Origin of the sequence: Acidovorax sp., from assembly GCF_046314175.1 — a bacterium.
Taxonomy (GTDB): domain Bacteria; phylum Pseudomonadota; class Gammaproteobacteria; order Burkholderiales; family Burkholderiaceae_C; genus Acidovorax.
Genome location: NZ_JBKBXG010000007.1, coordinates 41,545 through 67,918, shown reverse-complemented (window position 1 = coordinate 67,918; position 26,374 = coordinate 41,545). Strand labels below are relative to the sequence as shown.

Here is a 26,374-nt window from a genome sequence, read left to right as displayed (position 1 = left end):
CGAAGTTTAGGCCGCTGCGTGGCGCAAAGAACACACCACATCCCTTTCAAAAGTTAACGATTGTGGCCCGGCGCGCACTGCGCCCACTAGGCCGATAGATTCACGCCTTGCATTCAGCCGCCGTGGTCAGGGCGCGTCTTCGTATCCCCCTCGCACCGAACTTTTTGCCACCCCGAAAAGGGGGCTGGTGAGGTTGCGGCGTGGCTGAAATTTTCAGCAGTTCACATCAGGAGAAATCTATGTTTGACCATGTAGCGCGATGGCTATTGCGCGGGCTTCCCACGAGGATGCCGGCGCAGCGGACGCACAGTGATGCAAGCGCTTCCGGGATGGGGAGTGTGGCGTGCGAAGCAGGTGCGCCCACCCCACGGGTAGTCAGCGCTGTCCGCCGGTTTCGCTGGTTGTTGTTGGCGGGCGGGCTTTTTGCCGGGGCTGCGTTTGCGCAGTCGGCAGACCTCGTGGTCAACCATTCCGATTCTCCTGACCCCGGCCCAGCGGGCGGCATTTTCACGTACACGCTGCGTGTGGACAACAACGGCCCGAATGGCGCGGTGGGTGTTACGTTGGCAGATACGCTTCCGGTGGGCTCGACGTTCATTGATGTGAATACCACGGCAGGGACGTGTAACCCTCCGGCTGGTGGAACCGTCAACTGCGCGCTGGGGGACATCCCCTTCAACGCGAACCAGACAGTGACCATTCGCGTGCGCCTGCCTTCAGCAGGAGTGTGGACCAACACGGCCACGGCTGGCAGTGCCACCACGGACCCGAATACCAGCAACAACGTCAACAGCATTCAGGACACCACTGCCACCCAGGCCGCTGATCTGGCCTTGACCGCCACGCCGTCGCTCGCCAATGTAGCGGCGGGTCAGGCTTACTCCTATGCGCTTCAGGCAAGCAACAATGGCCCGGATGCGGCTGATGGCAGCCAGCGCATTTCCTTCACCGTGCCGGTGGGGGCGTCGATCACCGCGGCACCCTCGGGTACTGGATGGGTGTGCACGCCCGCGACTGGCTACCCATTGAGCAGTGGATCGGTCAATTGCACCCGCGCGGGAACGCTGGCGAACGGGGCGACCACGTCCATATTGACTGTGCCGGCGGCCTCCAATGTGAATGGTACTGTGACGGCTGCGTTTTCCATTGCCGGTATCAAGCCCGACACATCGGCCATGCCCGATGGTGATCTGAGCAACAACACGGCGACTGCGGACGTGACGTCGGCCGCCGGTGCCGATGTGAGTATCACCAAAACGCGTGCCAGTGCGAACGTTGCGCAAGGAGGCAACGTGGTGTACACCCTCACACCGCGCCTCAATGGTGGCCAGTCTCTCGTCGGCCAGCAAGTCACGGTGACTGATACCCTGGGTGCCGGTCTGACGTATGTTTCTGCTGCAGGTACAGGTTGGGCCTGTGACGCCACCATCACCTGCGTGCGTACCGAATACACCGGCGCCAACTTCAGCAACATGCCAGTCATTACCGTGACGGCAACGGCCACTGCGACGGGGGTGTTGAGTAACACGGCGAGCATCAGCACGCCACTGCTAGACCCTGCACTGGGTAACAATACGTCCTCGGTTGACGTGACATCCAGCAATGACTCGGACATGCAGCTGACCAAGACCGCCAGCTTGAACCCCGTGGTGCCCAACCAGGCATTCAGCTACTCGTTGACCGCTCGCAACACGGGACCTCTTGCGGTGCCTGTTGGGCAAACTATCACTGTGAGCGATCAAGTGCCTGCGGGGGTGACTTTGAATAGCGTGGTCAGCGCGACCGGATGGACTTGTGGAGCGCTGCCCTTGGTGGGCCCCGGAGTGTGGAGTTGCAACAGGGCGGACGGATTGTCGGTCAATACAAATGCACCTGTTGTGCAGGTGTCAGCCGTAGTCACTGGGGCCAGTGCGGTCACCAACAACGCCTGCGTGGCGCTGGGCGGCGGCGGGCGTGTGGACGGAAACGGTGGCAACGACTGTGCGGGTGTGACGGTGACCGCATCCGCCACCCAGGCTGATCTGCGCGTCGTTTCCAAAACGGCGGCACCCAACCCCGTAGTGGCAGGCGAAAACCTGACCTACGTGATCACGGTCGAAAACTTGGGCCCTGCCAACGCTACGAACGTGGTCGTGTCCGATACGCTGGCGAGCTTGGTGAATGTCGGTGGATTCCAGTCGGCTGCTGCTTCACAAGGCACTTGCACGCCCAACGTCGCGACCAACGGAGTCAGTCAGAGCTTGAACTGTGCCTTGGGGACACTGACCTCGGGATCTCAAGCCACAGTGACGGTCGTGGTTCGCCCCAGCATCGCCGCGACGGGCCCGCGCACCAACACCGCATCGGTGCGGTCCAACGACATTGGCGACCCTGATCAGACCAACAACAGCGGCAGCGTGACCAGCCAGGTCAATGCCATTGTGGATGTGACCGCCGCCAAGACAGCCACGCCCGCCACCGTGCAGGCAGGTGCTCCGATCACCTTTGTGGCCACGATTCGCAACGCGGGCCCTTCGACCGCACAGACGGTGCAGATGGTCGACACCTTGCCTGCCAACGCGGCGTTCATCGACCTGGTTTCGGTGAGTGGCGGTGGAACGTGTACGCCCATCGCGGCCGGTACCGTGGGCGGTACCCTGACCTGCACCTGGGCAAGCATCGCAAGCACCGTGCAACAGACTGTCAATTACCGCATGCGCCCATTGGGCACGGCGGCTGGCAGCAATGTGGTCAACAGCATTGCGGCCACGACCGCAACGGCAGAGTCGGACCTCACCAACAACTCCGCCACAACCACCACGCCAGTCACGGCAGCCCAGTTGGATATTCTGGTGAACAAGGTGGACAGCGCAGATCCGGTCAACCTGGGGCAGCCCACGACGTACACCATCACCGTCAACAACAGTGGTCCGTCGTACGGCACGAATGTAGTGATGACGGACGTCTTTCCTGCACCAGGATCCTCGCCCACTGCGACCTTCAGCTACCAGGGTGCGCTGACGGTGAACGCTGGCGGGGTGTGTACCGAGCCCGCCATTGGTGCCACCAGCGGCACATTGCGCTGCGTGTTCCCGGGCCTCAACAGCGGTCAGACCGCCACGGTGACCTATGTGATGAACGCCGAAACCTTGACCGTGGCCGGAGCCACCAGCGGTACCGCTTTCAACCGCGCCAGCGTGACCGTGGATGAAACCGAGTCCACCCTGGCCAACAATGTGGTCACGCATGACACCACGGCGCGCCGCTTTACGGTGGCCACCGACCTGGCGTTGACGAAGTCGGCCCCTGCGGGCCCCATTGCACCTGGTGCCACGTTGGACTACACCTTGGTCGTCACCAACAACGGACCGCTGGCGAGCGACGGTGCGCAGGTGGTGGATGTTCTGCCTGCCGGTGTGAACTTTGCATCCGCTGCGGGTTGTGTGAATACAGCTGGCACAGTGCGCTGTGCCATCGGTTCGCTCGCCGTGGGTGCATCGCGCACGTTCACGATCAGCACCACCCTGTCGTCGCCGTACACCGGGGCGCGTCCCTTGGTGAACTCCGCCTCACTCGATGCTCCGGGCGACACCAATCCAGCCAACAACACGGACGACGCTTCGACCACGGTGTCGAATCCGCCTGGCGGGGTCAGCAGCATTCCCACATTGTCTGAGTGGGGGCTCATCATCCTTTCTGTGTTGCTGGGCCTGATGGCATGGAGGCATTCGGTGGTGACACGCCGCCGATAGCTTGCTGCAGCGCAGTGGCGCCTCTGGCTTGGAGGCTTGCCACTGCCCTTTGCCTCACAGAGCCAGCGCGTTTCAGGGCGTGCTGGCTTTTCTGTTTGTCGATAATGCAGGCTTCGCCCATCCGTTGCGTGTCCTTTGAGAGGACAAAGGTTCGGGCACTTTGCCGTTCCACCAAACCACCTCCCCATGCTGCGTTTTTTTCTAACCTTCGTGGTTCTACAGCTCACACTATTCGGCATCAACATGCTGAGTGTGGTGCAGCAGCATCTGGTGCTGCCCTGGACAGCCTTGCTGGCCCGCATCTGCGTGGCGCTGGTCACGCTATTCGATTCAACGGCAGCCGCTGCGGGCAAGGTGCTCTGGAACACGGTGACCGGATTTGGCGTGTCGATAGAACCCGGCTGCAATGGCATCGAGGCGTGCATCGTGCTCTTTGCGGCTGTGCTCGCGTTCCCTTCGACATGGCGGCACAAGCTGGTTGGGCTGGTGGCAGGTTTTGTGGCGGTGCAGGCGCTGAACGTGGTGCGCGTGATCAGCCTCTTCTACCTGGGGCAGTGGAATACGGATGTGTTCAATTTTGCCCACGAATTCCTGTGGCAGGCGCTCATCATGCTGGATGTGCTCGTCGTCTGGCTGCTGTGGGTGCGCGCAGGCAGCAAGGCGCAGGAGCGATCTGATCCGCCGCCGTCCAATGATCCTCCCGCTCCACCCACGCCGCCGGTGCAACCTGTCGCACCCCGGGCGGTTCCGGCAGGCCCGTTGGTGAGCGCGTCGCTTGATCTGTCGCCACCCGTGCGGCCCTCGGCCTGATGCGGCTTGGAAAAATGGAGTGCCCATGCGCCGCCCTTCCGCACTGACGATTTTTGTGTTGTCCGCCTTCGGGTGGATCGTGGTCCTGACGGCCTTGTGGTCGCAGGTGTCCGCTTGGACGTCCTATCCTGTGGGCGTGCTGTCGCACATGGCCCTGGAGCAGGGCTCCCCGATGTGGGTGCGGCAGGTCCACCTGTCGCCCGGCAACATGGAGGTGGACACCGCCATCTCTGTGCCTGTGCCGGAAGCTGGGGGCCGTCGCGGCGAGATCACCATTGAAGCCAGTCCTGCCCGTTACGCCTATGGGCTGCCCATTTTTCTGGCGCTGGTCTTGGCCGCGCGGGGCAAAGGGCGGTCCGGGCGGGCGATGGCGGGGTATGTACTGCTGCTGCCGTTTCAGGCCGTGAGCCTCACCATGTATTCGCTCATGCAGATGATGCTGGCAGCGCAATTGAATCTGCGGACGTTGCGCATCGCGCAGTGGCAGATGGAAGCCATCGTGTATGGCTACCAGGTCGGGTCGCTGGTGCTGCCGACCTTGGTGCCCATTTTGCTGTGGCTGTGGATGGACCGCCGCTTTGTGAACGACGTTCTGGTGCGTGGTTGGAAGGAGTCCATGGCGCCCGCATTGCCGCCATCCTGAATGTTGTGCTGGTGGCTGTCGAACGTGGAAATCTTCGGCGCAAATTAGCCGCAATCTTCCGTTTCTCACCCGCAAAAACTGTTCTCGCTGGCCCCAGTTTTCGCTATTTGACGCTCCAGTCCGCTAGGCCGCTAGGCCGCTAGGCCGCTAGGCCGCTAGTGCGCTAGTGCGCTAGTGCGCTAGTGCGTAGCCTCTGCTGGCGCGCGGTGTGACGCGGGACTGTCTGAACCCACTGGGTCCAGCCGATACCCCATGCCATAGATGGCCGTGATGGTGTAGCCATTGGCGTCTGTCAGTTCCAGCTTGGTGCGCAAGCGCGATACGTGGGTGTCCAGCGATCGCGACGGGGCTTCGACGGTGTCGCCCCAGACCACTTCGCGCAGGTGTGCGCGCGACAGAAGGCGCCCCGGGTTGCGGAACATGAACAGGGCCAGTTCGTACTCGCGGTTTTTCAGTTCCACCGGCTGGTCGTGCACGGAGAGTTCGCGCTTGTCTGCGTCAAAGCAGTAGGGGCCGAACACCAGCCGGGAGCCCATGGCTTCCGGGAATGCGCGCCGCAGCAAGGCGGTCATGCGCGCTACCAGTTCGCCCATGCGCAGTGGTTTGGTCATGACATCATCGGCGCCGCGTGTCAGGGCTTCAACCACGTCGCGCTCGTCCTGGCGGCGGGTGATGAACAGAATGGGCAACTGCAGGCCACTCATCTGGCGCACGGTCTGCACGACGTCGGAGCCTTCCATGTCGGGCAGGTGCCAGTTCACGATCAGCAGGTCAAACGTGTCGTGCCGGACGTCTTTGAGCAAGCTCGTGCCGTCGGCGTAGGTGTGGCACACATGGTGATGGCGTTCCAGTGTGCCTTTGATCAGCTCCAGCAGGATCGGATCGTCATCAAGAACTGCAATGCGCATGGTGGTGGGGCGTGGGGCGCAAGGCCTCTTCGATATCAATAATGGAACTCCCCCCAATGGGGAGTGCTTTGATATTGCCCGACAACAGGTCGCTGTGCATGTGGGTTGACAATCGTTTGCAATGGGCCGGGCGTGCTCCGCAGCACTTGAAAACGGCCTCGGTACTGCCGGATGCGCGCAGGATCAGGCCGCGCAGTGCGCCTGTGGTGTGTGGCGGTGTTGCACCCAGCGCATGCCTTCGCTGGTGGCGTAGTGCGCTGCAGTGGCGTGGTCGGAGAACAGGGGCACCAGGCGCATCACGCGGTCATGTGTGCCGCTGCCAGTGCCCGAGCGGATCGATACCGAAGCAGCGTATTGGCCGTCGTCGAGCATGCGGGTCAGGGGCGAAATCAGGTATTTGCCAACGATGGTGTTGGGTTCGGTCAAGGTCATGGAAAAGCAGGCCGCAGGCGGTGCTGCGGCATCGTCAAAAGGGGTAACGGTAAGAACAGCCTGGGCGCTGTCCGGGTGATTCGATCCTGGTCGCAAACCTCGCTCGGAGGTTTCAAAAATCCAGGAGAGCACCGACAGGATCCGCAAGAGCGTGGAGCGAATCCCGGGTGGCCAGACGTCGGTAGTGTCTGGCCCAGTGGCACAAGGGCCACATGATCAACGGCGGAGCGCGGACCGGAAGGGGTCTAAATAGCGCGCCATTATGAAAACTTGGCTTTATCGAAACGCTGATTATATAGAAGTTCGCTTTGGTGTGCTCAAAGGCGCTCAAATGCTCAACGGTTCTTCTTCCATTGCCTCGATCTGCTCAATCAGCATGTCCACCTGCCCGCGCCAGTAGTCGCTGGTGCCAAACCACGGGAAGTTCACCGGGAAGATCGGGTCTTGCCAGCGGCGCGCGAGCCAGGCGCTGTAGTGGATGAGGCGCAGCGTGCGCAGTGGCTCGATCAGCGCCAGCTCGCGGCGGTCAAAGCTGCGGAACTGCTCGTAGCCGTCGACCAAGGCGCTCAACTGGTGCGTGCGCTGGCGCCGGTCGCCCGACAGCAGCATCCACAGGTCCTGCACGGCGGGGCCCATGCGCGCGTCGTCCAGGTCGACAAAGTGCGGGCCGCCACGGCCCCATTCGTCAAGCGGGGTCCACAGGATGTTGCCGGGGTGGCAGTCGCCGTGCAGGCGGATGGCGGTGGCACTATTTAAGCCAAATTGGCCTCTAGCGCTTGATGGGTAAGCGCTAGTAGCTATTAAATCGAGAGCTTTTTCGCACTGCTCCTTCCAAGCCGCCTGCATGTCGAGCGGGATGATCTCGTTCGTGAGCAGCCAGTCGCGCGATGCCGTGCCAAAGGTCGCCAGGTCCAGCAGCGGCCGGTGCACAAATGGCTGGGCCGCACCCACGGTGTGGATGCGGGCCAGAAAGCGGCCGATCCATTCCAGCACCTCAAAATCATCCAGCTCGGGCTGGCGTCCGCCGCGCCAGGGGCTGACGGAAAACGCAAAACCGTCGTGCTGGTGCAGCGTGCTGCCGTTCAGCACCAGCGGCCCCACGGCGGGCACCTCGGCGGCCATCAACTCGGCGGCAAACGCGTGTTCTTCCAGAATCTGCGCGTCGCTCCAACGGCCGGGGCGGTAGAACTTGGCCACCACGCGTTCGCCGTCTTCCAGTGTGACCTGGTACACCCGGTTTTCGTACGACGACAGTGCCATCAGGCGCCCATCGCCGTAGAGCCCCACGCTGGCCAGAGCGTCCAGCACGTGGTCGGGGGTGAGGCGGGCGTAGGGATGCTGGTCGTTGGCGGTATCGGCAGTGCTGGCGCTGGCAGGGGCGGCGATGTTGTAGTTGTGGTCGGCGTCGTCGGAGGGCAGTGCGGTCATGCCCCATTGTCGCTGCCCGCCTTGCCACAGCCCGGGCTGCGGGCGTCAGCCCGCCTGCATCGTGGCGATGTGGCCTGCGCGCGGGTCGCTGTTGCCTGCCAATACCGCGGCAAACAGCGCCTGCGTGGCCTCGGGCCCTGCGTGGTGTTGCACCACCAGCCAAGGCTGGGGTGGCGCTGCCACGGCGGCGCTGAACTGGTTCCAGGCTGCCACCAGGCGGTCATTCAGCCCCTGGGCACCCCAGTCCGCATGCCGTTTCTTCACCTGTGCGGGCGCAAAAAACATCACCGGGCGCGGGCCGGGCAACTGGCCCGCGCCCCCCAGGTCCTGCACGTGGCTGGCGCCCACCGAGCAGCTGTAGGCCAGGCCGGTGAAGTGGGCATGGATGCGCTGGCGCAGGCCCATGCTGCCCGCAAAGTCGATGTAGACGCTGGGCGGGGCGCCGTCGATCTGGTCCAGCATGTCGTAGGTGACCACGCGGTCGTAGCAGCCCAGGCTTTCGCAAAACGCCACGTTGCCGGGCGAGGTGAGGCCGATGACTTCAATGCCGTCCCGCTGCGCGAGCTGGAACGCGGTGCCGTAGGCTGTTTTGCTCGATGCGCTGGACAGCAGCATGCGTTTTGCGCCAAAGAACTGCTGGTCCGCCAGAAAGTCGTCGATGAGCCACGAGGTGATGAACAGGGGCCGCAGTAGCGCCTGCACGTCTTCGTTGTCGCTGCGGTACAGCCCGTCGGTGCTGGTGCGCAGGTAGTGGTTGTACACAGCGTGCAGCCCCGCGCGATGGGCGGCGCCGTCACTGAACCCCGTGGGGTTGACGCGCTGGGGCGACAGCACGGCCTGGCTGCCCATGGGCCAGTAGCCGTACAGCCTTTCGCCCACAGCGACGGCCGGGTGCAGGGACTGCGTCACGGTGCCAAACCCCCACACGGGCACGATGCCCCAGCCGAGCTCGTTGGTGGGGAAGAATTGCCAGTAGTTCAGCATGTCGCCCAGGGCGGCGTAGGTGATGTTGTTGGTGGTCAGCGCAAACTGCTCGACCCGCACGCGGATCTGTCCCTCGGCAAGGGGAGTGTCGTCGGTGGTCAACAGCCGGGTGGTGGCCAGCTGGTCCTGGCGAACGAGAAGGGTGGTGGTGCTCATGGCGCCACGCTAAACGAAACGGCCCGCCGGTTCAACACAGGCGGGCCGCTTTGGTGACAGGGCAGAAGCCCTGTCGGCTTGTTGTTTACACCAGCGTGATGGTCACGTCGATGTTGCCGCGCGTGGCGTTGGAGTAAGGGCAGACCTGGTGGGCTGCGTCCACCAGCGCCTGGGCGGCGGTGCGGTCCATGCCGGGCAGGCTGACGTTCAGGCGGGCGGCAATACCGTAGCCCTGGCCGACCTTGCCCAGGTCCACGCTGGCGTCGATGGACAAATCATCTGGCAGTGCGATCTTTTGCATGCCGGCCACAGCCTTCATCGCGCCGATGAAGCAGGCAGAGTAGCCAGCGGCAAACAGCTGCTCGGGGTTGGTGCCGGTGCCGGCCGTGCCGGGCGAGGACAGCTTGACGTCCAGGCGGCCGTCATCGGTGCGCGATGCGCCGTCGCGGCCACCGGTGGTGTGGGCATTGGCGGTGTACAGAACTTTTTCGAGCGAGGCCATGGTGTTTTCCTTTGAGTGATGCCCGCTAGGCGGGACGGTGGAGGGAATGGGTAACTGGGTAAAAACGTTGAGGCGTAGTGCGGTTCAACGCGGGTTGAGCTTGTCGCGCAGGTTCTTGAGCTGGCCTGTCAGCGCGGCCAGTTCGGGCAACGAGCACTGGCTGCTTTGCAGCACGCACTGCGGGATGACCTCGGCGCGGTCGCGCATCGCCCGGCCATCGGCGGTAAGGGTGATGCGCACCCGGCGCTCGTCCTGCACATCGCGCAGCCGGGCAATGTGGCCCTGCACCTCCAGGCGCTTGAGCAGCGGCGTGAGCGTGCCGGAGTCCAGAAACAGGCGCTCGCCCAGGTCAGACACTGTGAGGCCGTCCTGCTCCCACAGCACCAGCATCACCAAATACTGCGGGTAGGTCAGGCCGATGGTGTCGAGCAGTGGCTTGTAGAGCTTGGTCATGGCCAGCGAGGCGGAATACAGCGCGAAGCAGACCTGGTTGTCCAGCTGCAGGGCGGCAGGGCTGGGGGTGTGGGGCGTGCTGTGGCTGGGCATGGGGTGGATTGTGATGCTAAATTAAATTGCGTGCAATTTAATTGTGAAAAACTTTGTTATTGGGTGGAATTGGCTCCGGATGTGGGCGGCATGGCGCCGTTGGTGCTATCCGCGGGCGACGTGCACGCAGGCCTGGGAAAGTGGCATTGCTGCTGTCAGAAGTAGCGTGCTATCAATAGTGAAGCTGGTAGCGCTTATGGAATAAGCGCTAGAGGCCAATTTGACCAAAATATTGCGATATGTCCGGCAACCAGCAGCTACGCCATCACCGCCCGCTGAACTGCGCGGGCCGCCGCTCGACAAAGGCACGCACGCCTTCGGCTGCATCCTCGCTGTTGGCTAATTGCTTCTGCACCGGGATGAACTCCGCCACCGCCGCCGCCTGCCCCTGTTCGATGGCCTTGAGCACGTTGAGGCGTGTGGCCACCACGGCCCGCGGCGCCTGGGCGGCGATGCGCTGGGCGATGGCCAAGGCCTCGTCCAGTTCCTGGCCTGCAGGCACCACCTTTTGCACAAAGTTCAGGCGATACGCCTCGGCGCTGCCGAACTCATCGGCGGTCAGCAGGTGCAACAGCGCATTGCCGGTGCCTGCCCGCTCTGCCATGCGCAGCGTGGCGCCGCCCGTGGCCATGATGCCGCGCTGCACCTCCATCTGCGAAAAGCGGCAGTTGTCGGCCGCCACCACGATGTCGGCACCAAGCATCAGCTCGATACCCACCGTGAAGCAGATGCCTTTGACGGCCACCACCATCGGCTTGGTGCGGCGCCGGTAGCCGGGCAGGCCGTAGTCGTGCGGCTCCACCATGCCTTCCGGGATGGCCTTCTCGCCGCGCTGCATGTAGGCACTGACGGCAGGCAGGTCCAGCCCGGCCGTGAAATGGTCACCCATGGCATGCAGCACGCCCACGCGCAGTTCGGGGTCGTCATCGAGGCGGGTGTAGGCCTCGGCCAGTTGGCGGAACATGGGCGGCGTCCAGCCATTGCGCTTGGCCGGGCGGTTGATGCCGATCAGCAAAACATGGCCGAGCACCAGGGTGTCAATGCAGCCCTCGGGTGGTGGGGACGTGGGGGTGTTGGACGCGATGGTGGGCATGGTGTGTCTCCTATGGGCCCACCATTCAAAACCCATTGGGACGTGCGCACCGTCCCTCGCGTGACATTGCGCGCCGTGCCAATGACGCCCCGCGGCGTAGGTTCCCTGTGGGTTTGTGCCACTGCCGCGTAGGCGCGGCAAACGACAAGCATCACAATAGGCGCGCCCCGACCCAGAGGAATTCAGAGGAATCGACAAAATGGCCCACCACACATCGCACATCCCTCGCCTTCTTGGCCGCAGCGCAGCGGCGCGCAGAACATTCAGTGTCGTGCGGGGGCTGGGGCTCGGTCTGCTGTGCGGACTGGCCTTGGCGCAGGACATGCCAGGCGCCAAAGACCACCCATCCATCAAGCGGTATGCGGGCTCCAGCATCGTGGCCTATGACGTCAAGCAGTTTGATTCAGTCGACATCCCGACCAGCAGCTTCGTCAAATTCAACCTGTCGACGGGCAAGCGCGAATTCACTACCCCGCCGGTGGTGGCCGAAGGCAAACGCACCCGTATCTGGTACGAGGCACCGGGCGCGACCAGCAGCGTGGAGGTGTTTCGCAACTATGCGGCCGAGCTCACGGCCGAGGGTTTCACCCTGCTGTATGACTCCACCAAAGACACCCAGTTGGGCAAGTGGAATGGCTATCTGAATGCGTTTGGTTTCAACAAGGCGCCGCTGGCAACCAGCCGCAGCCAGTTTGTGTTCACCGGCGCAGCCATGAGCGGCATCCACACGTTGTCTGCCCAACGCGAGCGGCAGGGGCAGCTCACGTATGTTCACTTGGTGACCGTGCAGTGGGACAAGCCCAACGTCACCTACAAAGCACAACGTGGCGCCTATGTGGCGCTGGACGTGGTGGACGTGGGCAACCTCAAGCAAGACATGGTGAGCGTGAGCGCATCCGACATGTCCAAAGCCATTGCCAACACGGGGCGCGTTGCGCTCTATGGAATTTTGTTTGACACCGCCAAAGCCGATCTCAAGGCCGAATCGAAACCTGCGCTGCAAGAGATCGCCAAGCTGCTGCAAAGCGACACCAGCCTGAAGCTGCGCGTGGTGGGACACACAGACAACCAGGGCGCGCTGGAGTCCAACATCGCCTTGTCAAAGCGCCGCGCCGAAGCGGTCACCGCAGCGTTGGCCAGTAACTACGGTGTGGCCGCCAACCGGCTGTCTGCGTTTGGGGTGGCAGACCTGGCCCCCGTGGCCAGCAACAGCGCTGAAGAAGGCCGTGCCAAAAACAGGCGGGTAGAGCTGGTGCCCCAGTGACTGTGGCTCACAAGCGTTTCGGGCATCGGTACTGCCTCTTTCGCACTGCACGTGTTGCCTGCGACACGGCGTCTAGCATTAGCCGCGACGCTGCGTTTTCTCTGATGCGCTAAACGCAAGCCGCAGTCCTTCGACTGCGGCTCAACCTGCGCGATAGTGGTCGTTTCGTTGTCGCTGGTGCCGTCTTGCCAACGGCAAACCTGTCAGTAGCTGTAAACGCCCTGGCCTGTTTTGCGCCCCAGACGACCGGCGGCGACCATTTCCTTGAGCAGCGGGCAGGGGCGGTACTTGCTGTCGCCAAACTCGGTGAGGTACACGTCCATCACAGCCAGGCACACATCCAGGCCAATCATGTCCGCCAGCGCCAGCGGGCCGATGGGCTGGTTGCAGCCCAGCTTCATGCCCGCGTCGATGTCCTCGGGCGTGGCCAGGCCTTCGGCCAGCACGAAGAAGGCCTCGTTGATCATGGGCACCAGGATGCGGTTGACCACAAAGCCAGGCGCGTTCTTCACGGTGATGGGGCTCTTGCCCAGGGCTTCGGCCAACGCCTTCACGGCGTCGTGCGTGGCGTTGCTGGTCTGCAGGCCGCGGATGATCTCCACCAGCGCCATCATGGGCACGGGGTTGAAGAAGTGCATGCCGATGAAGCGGTCCGCGCGGCTGGTGGCGGCGGCCAGCTTGGTGATGGAGATCGACGAGGTGTTGGACGCCACGATGACTTCGGGGGCCACCACGGCATCGACCTGCTTCAGTATCTTGAGCTTGAGCTCGTAGTTTTCAGTGGCGGCCTCGATCACGAGCTGCGCGGCCTTCAGGTCATCGTAGCTGGTGGACGTCTTGATGCGCGACAAGGCGGCGTCCTTGTCGGCAGCGCTGATCTTCTCTTTTTTGATCAGGCGGTCCAAGCTGCCAGCCACGGTGGCCAGGCCTTTTTGCACAGCCGCGTCAGAGATATCCACCATCACCACGTTGATGCCTGACACCGCGCAAGCCTGCGCAATGCCGTTGCCCATGGTGCCCGCGCCGATGATGCCAACGGTCTGAATCGTCATATAGAGAGCCTTCTTCAAAGTGAAACGGATGGGCCAGATGGTAAGACGAAAAGCACGCCCGTTCGGTTATCGTGGCGCCAGCCCGCTCAAAACTAGACGGGCGCTGGAGACAAAACAACCATGTTCGACTACATCGTGATTGGTGGCGGATCAGCGGGCTCGGTGCTCGCAGGCCGACTGACCGAAGACCCCGCCGTGCGCGTCTGCCTGCTGGAGGCGGGGCCCGCCGACAAGAGCGTACTTATCCATTGTCCCGCCGGGCTGGCCGTGATGGCCAAGTTCGAACTCAATGGCTGGGGCTTCAACACCACCCCGCAAGCCGCGCTCAACAACCGCCAAGGCTACCAGCCGCGTGGCAAGGTGCTCGGGGGCTCCAGCTCGATCAACGCCATGGTTTACGTCCGTGGTCAGCATGCCGACTACGACCATTGGGCCGCGCAAGGCAACCCGGGTTGGGGCTGGAACGATGTGAAGCCCTACTTCCTGCGCGCAGAGAACAACGAGCGCGGCGCAGATGCCTGGCACGGCCAGGGCGGGCCCTTCAATGTGGCAGACCTGCGCGCGCCCAACCGCTTCAGCAGGCACTTCACCGACGCCGGTGTGCAGGCCGGGCATCCTCACAACACAGACTTCAACGGCGCCACGCAAGAGGGCGTGGGCCTGTACCAGGTCACCCACAAGAATGGCGAGCGCCACAGCGCCGCCAAGGGTTACCTCACCCCCCATCTGGGGCGGTCTAACCTCCAGATCATCACCGGCGCACGCGCCACGCGCATCCTGTTTGACGGCAAGCGCGCTGTGGGGGTGGAATACCGTCATGGTGGAGCACTGCACCAGGTGAAGGCCCGTCGTGAGGTCTTGCTGAGTGCGGGTGCGCTGCTCTCGCCGCAGCTGCTGATGCTGTCGGGTATCGGCCCCGGCGCCCAGTTGCAGAGACATGGCATTGGGGTGCTGCACGATCTGCCGGGCGTGGGCGCACATCTGCATGACCATCCCGACGTGGTGCAGGTGATGAACGCGCCCCAACTCACCGACCTGTTTGGCCTGTCACTATCTGGCATGGCGCAGACGGTGCGCGGAGTGCTCGAATGGCGCAAGAGCCGCAACGGCATGCTGACCACCAACTTTGCGGAGGCGGGTGGCTTTATCAAGAGTGACCCATCGGAACCCGCGCCCGACTTGCAGCTGCATTTTGTGATCGGCAAGCTGGTGGATCATGGACGAAAGACGGTGTTCGGCCACGGCTACTCGGCCCACGTGTGCCTGCTGCAGCCCAAGAGCCGGGGCACGGTGTCACTGGCCAGCAGCGACCCCATGGCGCTGCCGCTGGTAGACCCACAGTTCCTTGCCGACCCGGATGACATGCAGCGCATGGTGCGCGGCTTCAAGCGCACCCGCGAAATCCTGGCACAGCCTGCGTTGGCGCAATTTGGCGCCAAGGAGCTAGCGGCATCGGGCAATGCACGCAGCGATGCGCAGATTGAGCAATTCATCCGTCAGTACGCAGACACCATCTACCACCCCGTGGGCACTTGCCGCATGGGGCCCGGGCCGATGGACGTAGTGGATGCACAGCTGCGCGTGCGCGGCGTCTCGGGATTGCGTGTGGTGGACGCATCCGTCATGCCGCGCATTGTGAGCGGGAACACCAACGCGCCCACGGTGATGATTGCGGAAAAAGCGGTGGACCTGCTGCGTGCCGAGGCGCGTGTCTGACAACGTGTCGGCAGGGCGCCTGGTCAGGCCCGAAAGCGCTTGCGCGTGAGTGCCAGCGCCACCCAGAACGCCACCACCGTGGTCACTACCAATACCAGGCCATGGCGCCAGGGGTGGGAGGGCCACTGGTCCATGAACAAAGGCCGCACCAGCTCGACCGCATTGGTCAGCGGGAGCCAGTCAGAGATGGCGCGCACGATGGGCGGCAGCTGCTCGCGCGGGAAGAAAACGCCTGACAGGAACATCATCGGCGTGAGCACCAGCGTGAAGTAGTAGGTAAAGAAGTCGTAGCCCTTGGCCAGCGCGTTGAAGATCAACGCAATGCTGGAGAACATGATGCCCACGAACACCAGCACTGGCCAGGCCAGTAGCAGCTTGGGACTGTGGCTGATGCCGAGCGCCAGCATGACCCCAAGGATGGCGGTGACGGTGAACACGGCCTTGAATGCGGCCCACAGCATCTCGGCCAGCACCACGTCGTCCAGGCTGATGGGCGCGTTCATGATCCCGTCCCAGGTCTTTTGCACGTGCATGCGCGAAAAGGCCGAGTACAGCGCCTCGAAGCTCGCAGCGTTCATGGCGCTCATGCAGATGGAGCCGCTGGCCAGGAAGAGGATGTAGGGCACCTTGGTGTACCCCTCCGCCGTTGCCACGTTGACCTGCCCCACCAGCGCACCCATGCCGTAACCAAAGGCCACCAGCCACATCAGGGGCTCGGCAATGTTGCCCACCAGGCTGGGAATGGCCAACTTGCGCCATACCAGCAGGTTGCGCATGAAAACCGGCCAGCACCGCGTCGACAGGCTGGGGGTACGCCATACCGAGGGGTTGGTAGGCATCGTTGTGGCATCGGCTGCATCCGCCGAAGGGTTGGGAACAGTTTGCATGGGGCTATTGTGCTGCGTTCGCATGTGCGCTTTGGCACTGCGTTGCAGGCGCCGTGGGCACGGCCATTGCTTGCGGGGTGTTGCATGACGACTTCTCACGTGCTCAATCTTCCGGCGGGCGCCAGTGCGCTTTGGCAGAACCGGCTCGGGCTGCTGCTGGATTCCACGGGCGAAGGCGTGTTTGGTATTGACTTGGCGGGCAACTGCGTCTTCATCAACCGCGCGGGGGCGCAAATGCTGGGCTTTGCGGCCGAGGAGGTGATGGGGCGCAACATGCACGCACTGACCCACCACTCGCATCCAGACGGCAGCCCCTACGCCGACAGCGATTGCCCGATCTTCAACGCCTTTCGCAACGGGCTGCCGTGCCGGGTGGACACCGAAGTCTTCTGGCGGCGTGATGGCTCATCGTTTGCCGTAGAGTATTCAAGCCATCCCATCCTGGAAGGCGAGCAGGTGCATGGTGCCGTCATCGCCTTTCTGGATATCACCAGCCGCAGGCGCGCTGCCGACGAGCTCCAGCGGGCGCACGATGAGCTGGCGCTTGCCAACGACGAACTGGAGCGCCGTGTGGCGGCGCGCACGCAGGAGCTGTCACAGGCGCTGGTGCAATTGCGTGAGCTGTCGGCCTACTCGGAGCAGGTGCGAGAGGACGAGCGCACGCGCATCGCCCGTGAAGTGCATGACGAGCTGGGCAGCCTGCTGGTAGCGCTGAAGATGGATGTGAACTGGTTGCACAAGCGCCTGGGCGAGCAGGGCGAGCGCACGCCCGAGGCCGCGGGCGACATGCGCATGCAGATGCGCTGCAAATGCCAGAACATGAGCCGCCTGATCGAAACCGCGGTGGACAACGTGGGCCGCATCATCACCGACCTGCGCCCCAGCATCCTGGACCATCAGGGCCTGTGGGCTGCACTGGAATGGCAGGCGCAGGAGTTCGTGCAGTCTGCAGAGCTGGAACTGACCTGGCAAATGAACGTGCCCGAGGCCTTGCACCTGCCCGAGCCCGCAGCCATTGCTGTGTTTAGGATTTTTCAGGAGATGCTGAGCAATGTCGGCCGCCACGCCCAGGCTACCTCAATCGACATTGCGATCGACTTGCACGATGACACGCTGCAGTTGCGGGTGCAGGACGACGGCGTGGGTGCCACCCGCGATGCGCTGGAGGCACCCACCGCCTATGGTGTGATGGGCATGCGAGAGCGGGCGCGCCAGCTGGGTGGGCAGCTGCGCATCAACAGCGAGCCAGGCAAAGGCTCGTGCCTGCAGTTGTTGATTCCGCTGGAGTTGTCATGAATTCTGTGGTCCGTGTGTTGATTGGGGATGACCACCGCATCGTGCGCGAGGGTCTCAAGCAGGTGTTGGGTGACCCGGCCAACGGATTGCCCGACATTGCGGTGGTGTCGGAGGCCACACAGGGCGCCGAGGTGCTGGAGCAGGTCGCCGCACTCGCGGGCGCGCAAGGGCTGGACCTGGTGCTGCTCGACATTGCCATGCCCGGCATGGACGGCCTGGAGGTCCTGCAGGCGCTGCGCAAGGCTTGGCCTGCCTTGCCCGTTCTCATGCTCAGTACCTACCCAGAACGGCAGTACGCCGTGCGCTGCATCCAGATGGGTGCGGCGGGCTACCTTCACAAAAGCGCCGACCCCGACGACATGGTGGCGGCCGTGCGCAAGGCGGCGTCCGGCGGGCGGTATTTGACCGAAGCAACCGCTTTGGCACTGGCCGGCGCGGTAGAGCGCACCGGCGTGGTGCGTGCCGCCAGCGCGGGCCTGCCCGCCGGGGTAGACGCGCTCTCCTATCGAGAGCACCAGGTGTTTCGCCTGCTGACGGCTGGTCAAAGCGTGAGCGAAATTGGTGCGCAACTCAAGCTCGCGCCCAATACCGTCAGCACCTACCGCGCGCGCATCCTCGAAAAAACCGGCGCCCGCAACGATGTCGAACTCGCCCTGCTGGCCCGGGGGGCGCCAGAAGGCTGACTTTTGCTGTGGCAGGGGCTTTTTTGTAGTGCTGGCCCTACACGCTGTAGATGCCAGCCCCACTAAATAGCAAGCCTCACCACCATCACGCGCGAACTGGCCCGCGCTTTGCGTATTGCATGGCACCAATTTCCTGGAGGTGTGCCATGTCCGAATTCTTCTCGCCTTTTGATGCCGACCGCCCGTTGATGCTCAAGTGCAGCTGCGGCCGCGACCACACTGCCGCCGACCACCAGGCTGAACTGTCATCGCAGGAAGCCGCTGCCACGCTGCGCGCGCGCAGCCTCACCAGCCAGTTCGAGGCCTATAGCAACGAATTCATCGAGGCTACTTTGGTCAAGGCCATCTTCCCGCAAGATGCGGTGCGCCGCCGCTTCATCAAGGCGGTGGGCAAGAGCACGGCCATGGCGGCCATTGCCAGCGTGCTACCCGTGGCCAGCATGCAGGCCATGGCGCAAGAGAAGCAAGGCGCGCTGGAGAAGACCAACCTCAAGATCGGCTTCATCCCGATCACCTGCGCCACCCCGCTGATCATGGCCCACCCGCTGGGTTTCTACAGCAAGCAGGGCCTGAATGTGGAGGTGACCAAGACGGCGGGCTGGGCGCTGATTCGCGACAAGATGATCAACAAGGAGTACGACGCCACGCACTTCCTGTCGCCCATGCCGCTGGCGATCTCAATGGGCCTGGGCTCCAACTCCGTGCCCATGAACGTGGCCACCATTCAGAACACCAATGGCCAAGCCATCACGCTGGCGTTGAAGCACAAGGACAACCGCGACCCCAAGAACTGGAAGGGTTTCAAGTTCGCGATTCCCTTCGAGTACAGCATGCACAACTTCTTGCTGCGCTACTACCTGGCAGAAGCGGGCCTGAACCCCGACACCGACGTGCAGCTGCGTGTGGTGCCCCCAGCCGAGATGGTGGCCAACTTGCGCGCGGGCAACATTGACGGGTTCCTGGGCCCCGACCCGTTCAACCAGCGCGCTGTATTCGAGGAAGTCGGTTTCATCCACCTGCTGACCAAAGACCTGTGGAACGGCCACCCCTGCTGCGCCTTTGGCACCAGCACCGAGTTCATCCAGAAGAACCCCAACACCTTTGCTGCGCTGTACCGCGCGGTGCTCACCTCGGCCGCCATGGCGCGCGACCCGGCCAACCGCGAGCTGATTGCCAAGGTCATTGCGCCCCAGGCCTATCTGAACCAGCCCGAGGCGGTGCTCAACCAGGTGCTCACCGGCAAATTCGCCGACGGCCTGGGCAAGATCCAGAACGTACCCGACCGCGCGGACTTCGACCCCATGCCGTGGCAGAGCATGGCCGTATGGATGCTCACGCAGATGCAGCGCTGGGGCTATATCAAGGGCGACGTGGACTACAAGCAGATCGCTGAAAAGGTCTTCCTCATCACCGATGCGAAAAAGCAGATGAAGGCGTTGGACCAGAAGGTGCCCGAGGGCGCGTACCCCAAGTTCAAGATCATGGGGCGCGAGTTCGATGCGGCCAAGGCGGCCGAGTATGCGAAGAGCTTCCCCATTCGCAAGGTAGCGTGAGATGGGCTCGACCAAGAACCTCAACTTGCGCGCGGGGCTGTTGTCCGTGCTCATCTTCCTGGCCCTGCTGGGCATCTGGTACATCGCCACGGCGTCGTCGGGGCCGGTCAACAGCACGGCGGGTATGACTGCCGAGCAGATCGAGTACGCCAAGATGATGGGCAAAGACCCTGGCGCCAGCGCCAAGGGCAGCGGCTTCCCATCGCTGGCCGAGATGGGATCCACGATGTGGGGGCACCTCTCGAACCCGTTCTATGACAACGGGCCCAACGACAAGGGCATTGCCATCCAGTTGGCGCACTCGCTGGGGCGTGTGGCGCTGGGCTTTGGCCTGGCCTGCCTGGTGGCGATACCTCTGGGTTTCATCATCGGCATGTCGCCCTTGCTGCGTCGCGCGTTCGACCCCTTCATACAGGTGCTCAAGCCCATCAGCCCGCTGGCGTGGATGCCATTGGCGCTCTACACCATCAAGGACTCGTCGATCTCGGGCATCTTTGTGATCTTCATCTGCTCGGTGTGGCCCATGCTGGTGAATACGGCATTCGGCGTGGCCTCGGTCAAGCGCGAGTGGCTCAATGTGTCGGCGACGCTGCAGGTCAACCCGCTGCGCAAGGCTTTCCTGGTGATCCTGCCGGCTGCGGCGCCCACCATCCTCACGGGCATGCGCATCAGCATGGGCATCGCCTGGCTGGTGATCGTGGCCGCCGAGATGCTGGTGGGCGGCACCGGCATTGGCTACTTCGTTTGGAACGAGTGGAACAACCTGTCGCTCACCAACGTGATCTTCGCCATCCTGGTCATCGGCGTGGTCGGCATGCTGCTGGACCTGGCCTTTGGCCAACTTCAGAAGGCAGTGACCTATGTGGAGTGACGTGACCCATCGCGCATCCGCTGCCCCTCATGCAAGCGGCGCGCCGCAACGAAAGGCTTCTGCTGTGAACGGTTTTCTTCAGATTGAACGGCTCAGCAAAGCCTACGTCCCCACCAAGCCGGTGTTTGCCGATGTGTCGTTTGCGCTCGACAAGGGTGAGTTCGTCTGCATCATCGGCCACTCTGGCTGCGGCAAGACCACCATCCTCAACGTGCTGGCGGGGCTTGATACCGCTACCTCGGGCAACGTCATCATGGATGGGCGCGAGGTCTCTGGCCCCAGCCTGGACCGCGGCGTGGTGTTCCAGAGCCATGCACTCATGCCCTGGCTCACCGTGCGCCAGAACATCGCCTTTGCCGTCAAATCGCGCTGGCCGGAGTGGAAGGCTGCGCAGGTCACCGCGCATGTCGAAAAGTTTGTGGCGCTGGTGGGCCTGAGTCCCGCCATCGACAAGAAGCCCTCGCAGCTGTCAGGCGGTATGAAGCAGCGCGTGGGCATTGCCCGGGCCTTCTCCATCCAGCCCAAGATGCTGCTGCTCGATGAACCGTTTGGCGCGCTCGATGCCCTCACGCGCGGCACCATCCAGGACGAGCTGATGACCATCGTGCGCCAGACGCAGCAGACCGTGTTCATGATCACGCACGACGTGGACGAAGCCATCCTGCTGGCCGACCGCATCTTGCTCATGAGCAATGGCAACGAGACGTCTGAAGGCTATCGCCCCGGCGGCATCGCCGAGGTGGTGGTGAACCCGCTGCCACGCGAACGCACGCGCACCAGCCTGCACCACCTGGACGGCTACTACGCGCTGCGCAACCACATCGTGGACTTTCTCGTCACCCGGGCAAAAGCCCACTGATTCCGTTCTGCGACACGCCTTGCCTTGCTGCCCGTGCGGGTGGCAGGGAGAGCTGCAGCCCGAATTTTCTGCCTGCTGTTTCAACTACCCACCTCAAGGAGCCATCACCATGAACCGCAACGACGTCACCGAAAAGATCATCAGCACCAAGGTCGCCAAGGGCCTGCAGTGGGATGCCATTGCCAAGAAGGTCGGCCAGTCCAAGGAGTGGACCACCGCCTTGTGCCTGGGCCAGATGACCGCATCGCCCGAGCAGGCCAAGGTGCTGGGCAAGATATTCGGCCTCACGGCCGAAGAGCAGAAGTGGCTGCAGGTCGTGCCTTACAAGGGCTCGCTGCCCACGCCTGTGCCCACCGACCCGCTGATCTACCGCTGGTATGAAATCGTGAGCGTGTACGGCACTACCATCAAAGAGCTGATCCACGAGGAGTTCGGCGACGGCATCATGAGCGCCATCGACTTCAGCATGGACATCACACGCGAAGCCGACCCCAAGGGCGACCGCGTGAACGTGGTGCTCTCCGGCAAGTTCCTGCCCTACAAGCAGTATTGAAATACGGCTGAGGCCGTGTTCGTCAAAGCACTTTGACGGCCCGGCCGATGAACTGGATCGGCCCCGTGGGTTTGCCAATCGGCGAACCGGTGGGGGGTTCCAGTGTCAGCTCAAACAGCTGATTCGGCTGCAGGGGTGGCAGCTTGTTCAGCGGGATCTGCAGCGGCTGCCCTGGCTTGACGAGGCCCAGCGACACGGGGCCGCTCCAGTCATCAGCTTTGGTCCAGAACTCCAGCGCCTTGTCGGCAGGTACTTCCATCACACCCAGCGGGATCAGGCTGATCTGCTGGGGCGAGCTGGCCTGCACCACCCAGCCGGGTGCCTTGTCCTGCGGCGCCACCAGCACCACCATGAACTTCGGCGGCGCAGCCACAGGCGCGGTGCGGGTAACGAGCACCGCCGCCAGCACAGCAGCCATGGCAAACCCAGATCCGGCCAGGCCGCGCCACAGGCCCAGGTGGTTCCACCAGCGTTCGCCCAAGGGTGCGCGAGCATCTCGGCTTCTCTGTTGTGCAGAGGGCGCAGATACCAATGGTGCACTCGCGGCTTGCAGCGATTGGTCAATGCGCGCCCAAAGAGCTGCAGGCGGTACAACGGGGTCGGCCAGCTGCGCCAGTGGCAGCAACCGCGCCTCCCAATCCGCCACGGCCTGCTGCAGCGCGGTATCCGTGGTCAGGCGCTGCGTGACTGTGTCTCGCGTCGCAGCGGGCAAGGTGCCCAGCACATATTCACCGGCCAGCACCTGAAGGTCCTCGGGCGACGACGGTGTGGGTTGCGTGTGCGGGTTCATGCCATGCACTCCCGGAGCGACACCAGGCTACGCCGTATCCAGGCCTTGACCGTGCCCAGGGGCGCTCCCAGGCGCTCGGCGATTTCGCCGTGCGAGCAGCCATCGACATAGGCGTGCAGCACACAGTTGCGCCGCGCCGGGTCCAGTCCCTTCAGGCAATGCTGAAGGCGGCCCAGGCTGGCGTTGAGTTCAAAGGTTTCTTCCACCTCGCGGTAGGCCTGCACAGACATGTCGGCCTCCAGGGCTTGGGTGGTGGTTTCGTCCACATCAACGTGGCGGCCAGCGTCGCGCACGGCGTTCAGGGCCAGGTTGCGGACCACGCTGTAGATCCAGCCGCGGGCACTGCCCCGGCTGGCGTCAAAACTGGCCGCTCGGGTCCAGATGTTCACACAAGCGTCGTGCACTATGTCTTCGGCCAGCGCCCGCTGGCGCACGATGCGCAGCGCTACGCCCAGCAGGCGAGCTCCCTCTTGTTCATACAGGCGGCGCATGGCGCTCCTGTCGCCCTCGGCGCAGGCAACGAGGGTTGCTTCGTAGTCAAAATCGCCAGGGGTATCAGGCACAGGTTGCAGTGGGCTCGGCTAAAACGTCGGCGCATCGTAGCCGAGAACCTCCTGCCGCCTCTGTGCAATCCCCCGCGCTGCAGGGGATTGCCGTGGTGCTTACGCCGCCTTCCAGAAGATGTAGTCGGCCTGGTACTTGACGATCTGGCGCTCGCCCTTGTTGGCCGGCGCGCAGGCCGATGCCGGCGCCACGCCACCCTTGAGTGCCACGCGCTGGATGTACGTGACACCCGTCATCGCACCCATGCCCATGGCGGGGTTGGCCTTGACGAGCTGGTAGGGCAGGTTGCCCGTGCCCGAGGGTGCCACGGCCAGCTGGGTGGCCGTCAGCTTGGAACCGTCGCTCGACTCCCAGGTGGCGGGTGGGCCGTAGTAGGTGCCCACTGGTTTGCCGCTGCGGTCATTCAGCACGGCCTTGGGGCCCACAAACACCCATTCGGTCTGGCCAGGCATGTTGGCCTTGTCGCGACATTCATACGTGATCTCGCCCACGCCCACGGTTTCCATCGCGACCTTGTTGCCTGCAGGCACCTTGATGGTGTCGGGCAGGCTATCTTGCGAGAACATGGGCTTGGCACTGGAGGACGATGACGACATCGAACCACAGGCGCTCAGCAGCACGGCAGCGGCAATGGCGCCGGTCAGGGGGATCAGGCGGGAGAGGGTAGGTTGGGTCTTGTTCATGGCGTTTCTCTTCTTCGGTTGGGTTGAAAGAACAGCAGCAAGATCCGCTGCTGTAGGTACTACCCACGAAAACGCCATTTGGATGCAGTCGATGCAAAAAATATTTCGCCGCCCCCCTTGCCGGGGTGCGATCAATGCAGCGTCAGCGGCCGGGTGGTGGTTTTCACCCGCACCACGGCGCCCCGGCTTTCATAGGGACTCGCCTCCAAGCCCAGCACCGCCGCAGCCAGGGTGCGCGCCTGCCGCGCAATGGGCTCGATGTACCTGCTGCATTGACCGCCGATGCTGATGCAGTCGCCCAGCGCATGGATGCCGGGCACGCTGGTCTGCAGCGTGTCTGCACGCACCGCAATGCCATTCGCCCAATCAAGCCCTGCACTCTGCGCCAGGCGGTGCGGTGGCACGAGGCCTGTTGCCACCACCACTTCGTCCGCTGCAAAACGCTGCCCGCTGGTGGTGCTGACGCGGTAGCGCGACCCCACGCGTTCCACCTGCTGCACCTGCAGGCCACCCTCAAAGCGGATGGACAGGTCCTTCCAGGCGTCTAGCAACTGCGGCCCTGCCTGCTGGCTCTGCCAGCGCGCCAGCGGCTCAGTGGCAGTGTCCAGCAGCGTGATGCGATGGCCGCCCAGCGCCAGGTCGTTGGCCAGTTCGCTGCCGATCAGGCCCGCGCCGATGATGAGCACGTCCTTGGGCTGGTCGCCCAGGTGCTGGCGCAGGCGCTGGTAGGCGTCCAGGTGGTTGATGCGCCAGCACAGGCTGGCGGGTAAGCCCGGAGGCAAGGCGGCCTGCGCACCGTGGGCCAGCACCAGGTGGCCGTAGCGCAGCGTGCCCCGGGTGGTGCGCAGCTGGCGCGTGTCGGCGCAGATGCGCACGGCATGGGTATGTGCCAGCAGGGTGACGCCCAGGCGCTGCGCGGCATTGCGGCCGGTTTCGGAAACTAGTGCGTGCGGGTCCAGTTGGCGCGCCATGGCCACCGACAGCAAGGGTTTGTCGTACCGGTCGCCCGCGCAGGCGGTGACCAGGGTGATGGGCAGTGTGGCACTGTGCTGGCGCAGGGTTTCGGCCAGTTGCCAGCCTGCGCGGCCCGCGCCGACGATCACCACGCCCGGCTCGCCACGCGGGCGGATGGAGGGGGGTGATGCGCTGGCTTGCGCCCGCAGCGCTTCCAGCGTGGGGGCTTCATACAGAGAAAAATCGGCCTTGGTCACCCCGCACAGGGGGCAGGCCCAGTCGTCGGGGATGTCCGCCAGCCGTGTGCCGGGCGGCAGGCCGCCATCGGGGTCGCCGTCCGCCTCGTTGTAGATGTAGCCGCAGGCGTTGCAGATGTAGCTTTGCCAGGGCGCCGCAGAGAGTCCATCGGCCCCGTCGGTCCCATTGGCGAACGCATCGCACAACGCCTGTGACGTTGTGCTCAACGCAAATTCGGAGGTGGCAAAGGGCGTGTGGGTGGGCGTGGGGGCAGTGGGCGTCATGCAGGCATCTCCTCGGTGCTGAGCCGGGCGATCTCCTTGCGCAGGTGTTTGATGGCGGGCGTGACGATGGCCACAAAGTGCGACTCGCGCACGCGCCGCTGCACGTCCGAGCTCATGAGGTAGCCGCGCGCACCCTGGTGCATCAGGGCCGACTGGGCGGCGCGCAGGCACAGCTCCGCGCCGTGGGCGCGGGCGTCCAGCACATCAATGAAGAAATCAGTGCTTGTGTCGAAAGGCGTCTGGGCCAGTTGCATGACGCGTGCAGTCAGTGCATCCAGCTCGGCCTGCAGGGCATCGGGGCGGTCTTCCAGGAACTGGTTGACGTGGCCCAGTTGGGCCTCCACCGCCCACATCGAGTCGATGGCGCCCTGGGTGATGCCCACCGCCATGCCACATTGCAGCATCACAAACGCAGCGCGGATGCGGGCAATGAAAGGGCGGGTAGGGTCGGCCATGGTGTCGGCCGTGCCGATGAAGTGGTCCTTGAGCCGCAGCGCGTAGGTGCCCGTGCCCTCCATGGCGGAGAAGCTGGGGCATTCGCGCATCTCCACGCCAGGGGCATCGCAGCGCAGCAGGAACATCACCTCGCGCTGGCTGGTGCCGCCATCCGCATCCACCACCGCCGCAATCGCGCCGCAGTAGTGGTCGGGCCCCAGGTTGCTGACCCAGGGCAGGGTGCCGTTGACAAGGTAACCGCCCTCCACCGGCGTGGCCTTGAGCAACAGGCTTTCGATCTGCGCGTAGCTTTTCATGGGGTTGGACAGCGCAGTGCCCCCCATGCCCTCGCCGCTGGCGTGGCGCTGCAGCACATCGCCCACCAGCGCGGGGTTGCCCGACTGCTGCAGGTACAGCCCGCACACCGCCTGGCACCACATCATGAAGCCGGTGGCGCCGC

The 26,374-nt window shown here is 63.8% G+C and carries 25 protein-coding genes; 11 read left to right on the top strand and 14 right to left on the bottom strand.

Translation table 11 applies throughout. From position 1 onward, the window contains the following. The first annotated feature begins 338 nt into the window (after positions 1 to 338). From ACK4OE_RS03420 to ACK4OE_RS03410, 3 genes are all read left to right on the top strand, one after another. The gene (locus ACK4OE_RS03420; RefSeq protein WP_409883021.1) at positions 339 to 3,731 is read left to right on the top strand and encodes an IPTL-CTERM sorting domain-containing protein; all 3,393 of its coding nucleotides are present in this window, start codon (positions 339 to 341) and stop codon (positions 3,729 to 3,731) included. A 186-nt stretch (positions 3,732 to 3,917) separates the two neighbouring features. After that, on the top strand, positions 3,918 to 4,541 hold the full coding sequence (xrtH, locus tag ACK4OE_RS03415) for an exosortase H (protein ID WP_409883019.1): 624 nt from the start codon (positions 3,918 to 3,920) through the stop codon (positions 4,539 to 4,541). A 25-nt stretch (positions 4,542 to 4,566) separates the two neighbouring features. Next, positions 4,567 to 5,184 (top strand): exosortase H-associated membrane protein, encoded by a 618-nt coding sequence (locus ACK4OE_RS03410; protein WP_409883016.1) that lies wholly within the window; start codon positions 4,567 to 4,569, stop codon positions 5,182 to 5,184. 179 nt (positions 5,185 to 5,363) lie between these two features. On the opposite strand, the gene ACK4OE_RS03405 is transcribed toward ACK4OE_RS03410, so the two are convergent. From ACK4OE_RS03405 to ACK4OE_RS03375, 7 genes are all read right to left on the bottom strand, one after another. Continuing rightward, entirely contained in the window at positions 5,364 to 6,092 is a 729-nt protein-coding gene (locus ACK4OE_RS03405) for a response regulator transcription factor (protein ID WP_409883014.1), read from the bottom strand. Between the two features lie 183 nt (positions 6,093 to 6,275). Further along, a complete protein-coding gene (locus ACK4OE_RS03400; protein ID WP_409883011.1) occupies positions 6,276 to 6,524 on the bottom strand; it encodes a hypothetical protein in 249 nt (82 codons plus the stop codon). A gap of 327 nt (positions 6,525 to 6,851) precedes the next feature. Further along, complete coding sequence (locus ACK4OE_RS03395) at positions 6,852 to 7,952, bottom strand: serine/threonine protein kinase (RefSeq protein ID WP_409883009.1); 1,101 nt, start codon at positions 7,950 to 7,952, stop codon at positions 6,852 to 6,854. Between the two features lie 45 nt (positions 7,953 to 7,997). Further along, positions 7,998 to 9,092: a DUF2855 family protein gene (locus tag ACK4OE_RS03390; protein ID WP_409883007.1), complete on the bottom strand. Its 1,095-nt coding sequence runs from the start codon at positions 9,090 to 9,092 to the stop codon at positions 7,998 to 8,000. An 85-nt stretch (positions 9,093 to 9,177) separates the two neighbouring features. Next, positions 9,178 to 9,594, bottom strand: a complete 417-nt coding sequence (locus tag ACK4OE_RS03385; RefSeq protein WP_409883005.1) for an organic hydroperoxide resistance protein — start codon at positions 9,592 to 9,594, stop codon at positions 9,178 to 9,180. 84 nt (positions 9,595 to 9,678) lie between these two features. Beyond that, the gene (locus tag ACK4OE_RS03380) at positions 9,679 to 10,140 is read right to left on the bottom strand and encodes a MarR family winged helix-turn-helix transcriptional regulator (RefSeq protein WP_409883003.1); all 462 of its coding nucleotides are present in this window, start codon (positions 10,138 to 10,140) and stop codon (positions 9,679 to 9,681) included. A 265-nt stretch (positions 10,141 to 10,405) separates the two neighbouring features. After that, on the bottom strand, positions 10,406 to 11,233 hold the full coding sequence (locus ACK4OE_RS03375; protein ID WP_409883001.1) for a crotonase/enoyl-CoA hydratase family protein: 828 nt from the start codon (positions 11,231 to 11,233) through the stop codon (positions 10,406 to 10,408). A gap of 199 nt (positions 11,234 to 11,432) precedes the next feature. Between ACK4OE_RS03375 and ACK4OE_RS03370 the strand changes: the two genes are divergently transcribed. Continuing rightward, complete coding sequence (locus tag ACK4OE_RS03370) at positions 11,433 to 12,497, top strand: OmpA family protein (RefSeq protein ID WP_409882999.1); 1,065 nt, start codon at positions 11,433 to 11,435, stop codon at positions 12,495 to 12,497. A 203-nt stretch (positions 12,498 to 12,700) separates the two neighbouring features. Here the strand turns inward: ACK4OE_RS03370 and ACK4OE_RS03365 are convergent, their stop codons facing one another. Then, positions 12,701 to 13,549, bottom strand: a complete 849-nt coding sequence (locus ACK4OE_RS03365) for a 3-hydroxybutyryl-CoA dehydrogenase (RefSeq protein WP_409882997.1) — start codon at positions 13,547 to 13,549, stop codon at positions 12,701 to 12,703. Positions 13,550 to 13,669: 120 nt separating this feature from the next. Here ACK4OE_RS03365 and ACK4OE_RS03360 point away from each other — a divergent pair, with 120 nt between their 5' ends. Continuing rightward, the gene (locus ACK4OE_RS03360) at positions 13,670 to 15,265 is read left to right on the top strand and encodes a GMC family oxidoreductase (protein WP_409882995.1); all 1,596 of its coding nucleotides are present in this window, start codon (positions 13,670 to 13,672) and stop codon (positions 15,263 to 15,265) included. A 23-nt stretch (positions 15,266 to 15,288) separates the two neighbouring features. Here the strand turns inward: ACK4OE_RS03360 and ACK4OE_RS03355 are convergent, their stop codons facing one another. Continuing rightward, positions 15,289 to 16,152 carry an ABC transporter permease gene (locus ACK4OE_RS03355; protein ID WP_409882993.1) on the bottom strand — a complete coding sequence of 288 codons (864 nt, stop codon included), beginning with the start codon at positions 16,150 to 16,152 and terminating at the stop codon, positions 15,289 to 15,291. Positions 16,153 to 16,236: 84 nt separating this feature from the next. On the opposite strand from ACK4OE_RS03355, the gene ACK4OE_RS03350 reads away from it, so the two are divergent. The 6 genes from ACK4OE_RS03350 to cynS all read left to right on the top strand — a co-directional run bounded on the left by ACK4OE_RS03350 (position 16,237) and on the right by cynS (position 21,967). Beyond that, a complete protein-coding gene (locus ACK4OE_RS03350) occupies positions 16,237 to 17,448 on the top strand; it encodes a PAS domain S-box protein (protein ID WP_409882991.1) in 1,212 nt (403 codons plus the stop codon). Beyond that, positions 17,445 to 18,131 (top strand): response regulator, encoded by a 687-nt coding sequence (locus tag ACK4OE_RS03345; protein WP_409882989.1) that lies wholly within the window; start codon positions 17,445 to 17,447, stop codon positions 18,129 to 18,131. The genes ACK4OE_RS03350 and ACK4OE_RS03345 overlap by 4 nt, the downstream gene beginning before the upstream one ends. A 146-nt stretch (positions 18,132 to 18,277) precedes the next feature. Continuing rightward, positions 18,278 to 19,684, top strand: coding sequence for a CmpA/NrtA family ABC transporter substrate-binding protein (locus ACK4OE_RS03340; RefSeq protein ID WP_409882987.1), 1,407 nt, complete (start codon positions 18,278 to 18,280; stop codon positions 19,682 to 19,684). 1 nt (position 19,685) lies between these two features. Further along, entirely contained in the window at positions 19,686 to 20,555 is an 870-nt protein-coding gene (gene ntrB / locus ACK4OE_RS03335) for a nitrate ABC transporter permease (protein ID WP_409882985.1), read from the top strand. Continuing rightward, positions 20,545 to 21,414: an ABC transporter ATP-binding protein gene (locus ACK4OE_RS03330; RefSeq protein ID WP_409882983.1), complete on the top strand. Its 870-nt coding sequence runs from the start codon at positions 20,545 to 20,547 to the stop codon at positions 21,412 to 21,414. The genes ntrB and ACK4OE_RS03330 overlap by 11 nt, the downstream gene beginning before the upstream one ends. 109 nt (positions 21,415 to 21,523) lie before the next feature. Further along, positions 21,524 to 21,967, top strand: coding sequence for a cyanase (gene cynS / locus ACK4OE_RS03325; protein WP_409882981.1), 444 nt, complete (start codon positions 21,524 to 21,526; stop codon positions 21,965 to 21,967). 22 nt (positions 21,968 to 21,989) lie between these two features. Here cynS and ACK4OE_RS03320 read toward each other — a convergent pair whose 3' ends face one another. The 5 genes from ACK4OE_RS03320 to ACK4OE_RS03300 all read right to left on the bottom strand — a co-directional run. Then, complete coding sequence (locus tag ACK4OE_RS03320; RefSeq protein ID WP_409882979.1) at positions 21,990 to 22,757, bottom strand: anti-sigma factor domain-containing protein; 768 nt, start codon at positions 22,755 to 22,757, stop codon at positions 21,990 to 21,992. After that, on the bottom strand, positions 22,754 to 23,320 hold the full coding sequence (locus tag ACK4OE_RS03315) for a sigma-70 family RNA polymerase sigma factor (protein WP_409882977.1): 567 nt from the start codon (positions 23,318 to 23,320) through the stop codon (positions 22,754 to 22,756). The genes ACK4OE_RS03320 and ACK4OE_RS03315 overlap by 4 nt, the downstream gene beginning before the upstream one ends. A gap of 99 nt (positions 23,321 to 23,419) precedes the next feature. Then, complete coding sequence (locus ACK4OE_RS03310; protein ID WP_409882975.1) at positions 23,420 to 24,004, bottom strand: DUF3455 domain-containing protein; 585 nt, start codon at positions 24,002 to 24,004, stop codon at positions 23,420 to 23,422. Between the two features lie 131 nt (positions 24,005 to 24,135). After that, positions 24,136 to 25,479, bottom strand: coding sequence for an FAD-dependent oxidoreductase (locus tag ACK4OE_RS03305; RefSeq protein ID WP_409882973.1), 1,344 nt, complete (start codon positions 25,477 to 25,479; stop codon positions 24,136 to 24,138). After that, a partial coding sequence (locus ACK4OE_RS03300; RefSeq protein WP_409882971.1) for an acyl-CoA dehydrogenase occupies positions 25,476 to 26,374 on the bottom strand: 899 nt, incomplete at its 5' end. The genes ACK4OE_RS03305 and ACK4OE_RS03300, both read right to left, overlap by 4 nt.

Coding starts and splice junctions, on each gene's coding strand:
- xrtH (WP_409883019.1), top strand. CDS start 3,918: ATGCTGCGTTTTTTTCTAACCTTCGTGGTTCTACAGCTCACACTATTC.
- ACK4OE_RS03410 (WP_409883016.1), top strand. CDS start 4,567: ATGCGCCGCCCTTCCGCACTGACGATTTTTGTGTTGTCCGCCTTCGGG.
- ACK4OE_RS03405 (WP_409883014.1), bottom strand. CDS start 6,092: ATGCGCATTGCAGTTCTTGATGACGATCCGATCCTGCTGGAGCTGATC.
- ACK4OE_RS03400 (WP_409883011.1), bottom strand. CDS start 6,524: ATGACCTTGACCGAACCCAACACCATCGTTGGCAAATACCTGATTTCG.
- ACK4OE_RS03395 (WP_409883009.1), bottom strand. CDS start 7,952: ATGACCGCACTGCCCTCCGACGACGCCGACCACAACTACAACATCGCC.
- ACK4OE_RS03390 (WP_409883007.1), bottom strand. CDS start 9,092: ATGAGCACCACCACCCTTCTCGTTCGCCAGGACCAGCTGGCCACCACC.
- ACK4OE_RS03385 (WP_409883005.1), bottom strand. CDS start 9,594: ATGGCCTCGCTCGAAAAAGTTCTGTACACCGCCAATGCCCACACCACC.
- ACK4OE_RS03380 (WP_409883003.1), bottom strand. CDS start 10,140: ATGCCCAGCCACAGCACGCCCCACACCCCCAGCCCTGCCGCCCTGCAG.
- ACK4OE_RS03375 (WP_409883001.1), bottom strand. CDS start 11,233: ATGCCCACCATCGCGTCCAACACCCCCACGTCCCCACCACCCGAGGGC.
- ACK4OE_RS03370 (WP_409882999.1), top strand. CDS start 11,433: ATGGCCCACCACACATCGCACATCCCTCGCCTTCTTGGCCGCAGCGCA.
- ACK4OE_RS03365 (WP_409882997.1), bottom strand. CDS start 13,549: ATGACGATTCAGACCGTTGGCATCATCGGCGCGGGCACCATGGGCAAC.
- ACK4OE_RS03360 (WP_409882995.1), top strand. CDS start 13,670: ATGTTCGACTACATCGTGATTGGTGGCGGATCAGCGGGCTCGGTGCTC.
- ACK4OE_RS03355 (WP_409882993.1), bottom strand. CDS start 16,152: ATGCAAACTGTTCCCAACCCTTCGGCGGATGCAGCCGATGCCACAACG.
- ACK4OE_RS03350 (WP_409882991.1), top strand. CDS start 16,237: ATGACGACTTCTCACGTGCTCAATCTTCCGGCGGGCGCCAGTGCGCTT.
- ACK4OE_RS03345 (WP_409882989.1), top strand. CDS start 17,445: ATGAATTCTGTGGTCCGTGTGTTGATTGGGGATGACCACCGCATCGTG.
- ACK4OE_RS03340 (WP_409882987.1), top strand. CDS start 18,278: ATGTCCGAATTCTTCTCGCCTTTTGATGCCGACCGCCCGTTGATGCTC.
- ntrB (WP_409882985.1), top strand. CDS start 19,686: ATGGGCTCGACCAAGAACCTCAACTTGCGCGCGGGGCTGTTGTCCGTG.
- ACK4OE_RS03330 (WP_409882983.1), top strand. CDS start 20,545: ATGTGGAGTGACGTGACCCATCGCGCATCCGCTGCCCCTCATGCAAGC.
- cynS (WP_409882981.1), top strand. CDS start 21,524: ATGAACCGCAACGACGTCACCGAAAAGATCATCAGCACCAAGGTCGCC.
- ACK4OE_RS03320 (WP_409882979.1), bottom strand. CDS start 22,757: ATGAACCCGCACACGCAACCCACACCGTCGTCGCCCGAGGACCTTCAG.
- ACK4OE_RS03310 (WP_409882975.1), bottom strand. CDS start 24,004: ATGAACAAGACCCAACCTACCCTCTCCCGCCTGATCCCCCTGACCGGC.
- ACK4OE_RS03305 (WP_409882973.1), bottom strand. CDS start 25,479: ATGACGCCCACTGCCCCCACGCCCACCCACACGCCCTTTGCCACCTCC.